Annotated in this window: 4 protein-coding genes; 1 reads left to right on the top strand and 3 read right to left on the bottom strand. The window is 64.8% G+C overall.

What is annotated here, in order from left to right; all coding sequences use genetic code 11:
• On the top strand, positions 1 to 865 hold an 865-nt coding region (gene solA, locus VGZ23_00175), incomplete at its 5' end, for an N-methyl-L-tryptophan oxidase (protein HEV2356027.1).
• Positions 866 to 886: 21 nt separating this feature from the next.
• Here the strand turns inward: solA and VGZ23_00170 are convergent.
• From VGZ23_00170 to VGZ23_00160, 3 genes are all read right to left on the bottom strand, one after another.
• On the bottom strand, positions 887 to 1,327 hold the full coding sequence (locus VGZ23_00170; protein ID HEV2356026.1) for a lipocalin-like domain-containing protein: 441 nt from the start codon (positions 1,325 to 1,327) through the stop codon (positions 887 to 889).
• A gap of 33 nt (positions 1,328 to 1,360) precedes the next feature.
• Positions 1,361 to 2,584, bottom strand: a complete 1,224-nt coding sequence (locus VGZ23_00165) for a YgeY family selenium metabolism-linked hydrolase (GenBank protein HEV2356025.1) — start codon at positions 2,582 to 2,584, stop codon at positions 1,361 to 1,363.
• A 54-nt stretch (positions 2,585 to 2,638) separates the two neighbouring features.
• Positions 2,639 to 3,732, bottom strand: a 1,094-nt coding sequence (locus tag VGZ23_00160; GenBank protein HEV2356024.1) for a pyridoxal-phosphate dependent enzyme, incomplete at its 5' end; no start/stop codon positions are given.

Below are 3,732 nucleotides of genomic sequence, written 5' to 3'. Positions count from 1 at the left end.
CAACGTCCTGGGCTCGCTGCAATCGTGTGAATTGCATCACCTGCTGCACGAGCGGCTCGACGCGGACGCGCTTCGCCGGCGGTTCCCCGGCTTCCATCTGCCCGAGGGCATGGTCGGCATCTACCAGCCCGATGGCGGCTTCGTCCTCTCCGAGCGCGCCATCGTGGCGCACGTGACGGCGGCTCAGGCCCTCGGCGCGGACATACGCGCTCGGGAGCAGGTGCTGGATTGGGAGGCGCGGGGCGACGCGCTGCGGGTCAGGACATCGCGAGGCGGTTACGCCGCGGGCTGCATCGTAGTCACGGCGGGGCCGTGGGCGGCGACGCTGGTACCGGCGCTCTCGTCAATGGCGCAGCCGGAACGTCAAGTCCTGATCTGGACGCAGCCGCTGCGTCCCGACTATTTTCGTCTAGGGACGTTCCCCGTGTTCATCCTTGCCGCGCCGGAAGGAGAATTCTACGGGTTTCCCGTGTACGGCATTCCCGGCTTCAAGCTCGGGAAGTATCATCACCGGCGGGAAGCCACGGACGCGGACGGCCTGGACCGCGACATCCACGGGGAAGATGAAGAGGTGCTGCGCCAGTGTATCCGGCGGTATTTCCCCGATGCCGGCGGTCCGACGATGTCGATGAAGACCTGCATGTTTACGAACAGCCCGGACGAACATTTCATTCTCGACCTGCATCCGGACTATAGCGAGCGGCCGCGGGTCTGCCTGGCCGCGGGATTCTCGGGACATGGGTTCAAGTTCTGCAGTGTCGTCGGCGAAATCATGGCCGATCTCGCGCTGGAGGGCAGGAGCCGTCACGATCTCCGCTTGTTCCGCCTCAGCAGATTTCAGCAGACTGGACCAAGTAGGCGTTGACCACCAATGTACGCCCGGCCGTCACCGACGCTCCGCACCGGCGCGGGTCCAGAGGACGCGCGCTCGCCATCGTTTGCCTTTCCGCACAAACGGTGGCGTCATCCACGTCAGGCTGTCACCCGCGAGGGTAATTGTCCGCGTCTGTTCGGTGCCCACTCGGTTCGGAAACAGCGCGACCTCGACATGATGCACTACCGTATCGCCGCGGACCTCGTACCGGCCGCAGTAGGTGTGGTATGTGGCCGCCGCCTCGGCCAACTCCTCGGTTGTGCCGTCCATTAAGTCACCGGACGCGTACGGCCGGCGCACCGCCTTCATCATAGCGACCGACATGTACCCGTCCTCGGTGTACAGTAGATATCCGATGGCGTCTGCGCCGAACGGCAGCGTGGCCTCTGCGTCCTCGGCCTCGGCGGTCCACCGAACGAGTTTCCATGCGCCGAGCAGTTGGGTGGGCTCCACCGCTGATCCTCCCGTGAGCTGCAGATAGTGACTTTAGGTCGTCTTCGCTACGCCGTCGACTCCTGGCAGCCGCGGCAGCGACGGAGCCGTGGCAACGGCCCACGCCAAGGCGGTATATCCGGAAACCCCGGCCGTCAGTTCGTCTACGGCGATGTACTCGTCAACGCCATGGGAACGCTCGTTGACCCCGGGGCCGTAGCCGATCGTCGGTATCCCATACCACCCCGCCGATGCCGAGCCGTTGGTGCATGTGGCGTAGGCGATCGGTTCACCCGGTTGCCCCGCCGCCCGCAACCCCGACAGGGCGGCCTCAACGATCGGATGATTGCGACCAAGCTTCCAGCCGGGGGCGAACCTGTCCCCGACCAGTGTCACGCCGCGATACGTAGTGATCTTTGATCGAACGATGGAGATCCGGTATTCGGCCGACGTCGGTGTCTCCCGTGTTTCTGAGGCCTTGAGCCGCTGCGCGGCCGCTCTTATCGGGGCCAGCACGGACTCCGGCGTTTCACCCGGCAGCAGACGACGGTCGTACGCCGCACCTGCGTAATAGGGGACCGTGGAACCCGACGGGCGGGGCTCCGACCAGATCTCCGTCAGCACATGATAGCCGGGCTCCAGGATATCGTCAGTCGGGGCCGGCATGGCACGCAGCGCGATTATCAAATCGGCGATTGCCTCGGCGGCGTTCACGCCCTCGTGCGGATATGCGGAATGCGCCGCTTTTCCGACGGCCTCGATGAGGATCTCTCCTCGGCCGCGCTGCGCGATGGCTAACCGCCCGTTTGTGGGTTCCCCAATTACAACCGCATCCGGTTTGAGCCGCTCCAACACTTCACGGAGGGCGAGCCCTTCGACCAGTTCTTCCACCAGAGAGCAGGACACGTAGATCGTGCGCCGAGCCTCCTTTGGCCGACCTCGGATCGCTGCGATGCCGGCAATCATCGCGGCCACAGGGCCTTTCATGTCCACGGCCCCGCGGCCGTACAGGCGGCCGTCGATCAGTTCGCCGCCGAACGGATCGCACCGCCAACGCGCGACATCACCGGCATCCACGACGTCCAGGTGACCGTCAAAGAGGACGGTGCCGGGAAGTTCCCCATGCAGCGTACCGATGAGGTTGCCCGGTTCGTCACGCCACACCTCGTCGAAGCCGAGGGCGCGCATCGCGTCTTCCGCGACATCGACCGCTTCCCCCTCGTTGCCGAGCACTGTCCGTGCCCGGATCAGCCGGCGGCAGAGCGATATTGCGTCCAACGGCACTCCTCCATGTGTTCGCGTGGCGGGATGACCGATACTGTCTCCTCGCGCTTAGACTTCCGCGGCACGAGTTCGTTCGTTGAAGTCACGAATCATATCGTCCCAGGCGGGCAGCGTCGTGCGGAGGTCCTGCCAGAAACGCTGCTCCCGCCGTTGGTTGAACCAATCGAGCGGCACGCCCTGCTGCTCAACCCACGTGAAGTACCCCAGGTTGAAGATGCGATTGCGTTCCATTTCGGAGCACTCCCGCAGGTGCTGGTCGTCCATACCCAGGACACATTCGCCGAACGCTTCCGCGGCGCCCATGGCGTCGAACCCGCGAGGGAAGTACTTAAGCAGCGCCTTTCGCCGTTCGCTGTCGTACATCTCCGTGGAGTCCGTCGCCACCGTCATGACAACGTCATCTGGGCCGTATTTGAAGTATCTCGCGACCTTGATCGCCGCGACCACGTTGCAGATGCCAGAGAGGCCCAGCGCGGACAGCGCGGACACGGTCTCGAGCGGCACCGCGCGATGTCGCAGCAGGTGCTCTCGGCCCTGCGGCGTGTTGAACACGAGATCGAGCCGGTCCGTGGTGCGATCGGAAACCGCGGTGACGACGTCCGTGTTCATGACGTTGTGGATCAGCGGGATATGCTTGTCGCCGATGCCCTGGATATTGTGCTGTCCAAACCCATTGTACAGCATGGTCGGACACTCCAGCGCTTCCACGGCCACGATCAGCGATTCCCGGCGCTCTTTGAGGTAGTCGCCGGCGCCGAGCGTCCCGGCCGAACCGGAGGCAGACACGAACGCGCGCAGGCGCAGCCTCGGCCGGTGGGCTGCGAGCGCCTCGAAGATGGTCTCCATAGCCCGGCCGGTGCAGGCATAGTGGATCAGGTGATTGCCGAACTCCGAGAACTGGTTGAACACCACGTTGCGCGGATCCGCTGCGAGATCGCGGCACGCATCGTAGATCTCCTTGACGTTGCTCTCCGTACCCGGAGTACGGACGATGTCGTCCGGCGCAGCGACGCGCCGCTCCAGCCACTCGAAGCGCTCCCGGCTCATCCCTTCGGGTAGCACCGCGATGCCGCGGCAGCCCATGATTCGCGCGATAGCGACACCGCCCCGCGCGTAGTTCCCGGTGGAGGGCCACACTGCAC

It is taken from the genome of bacterium (assembly GCA_035945995.1).
Taxonomy (GTDB): Bacteria; Sysuimicrobiota; Sysuimicrobiia; order Sysuimicrobiales; family Segetimicrobiaceae; genus DASSJF01.
This window is presented reverse-complemented; position numbering and strand designations above follow the sequence as displayed.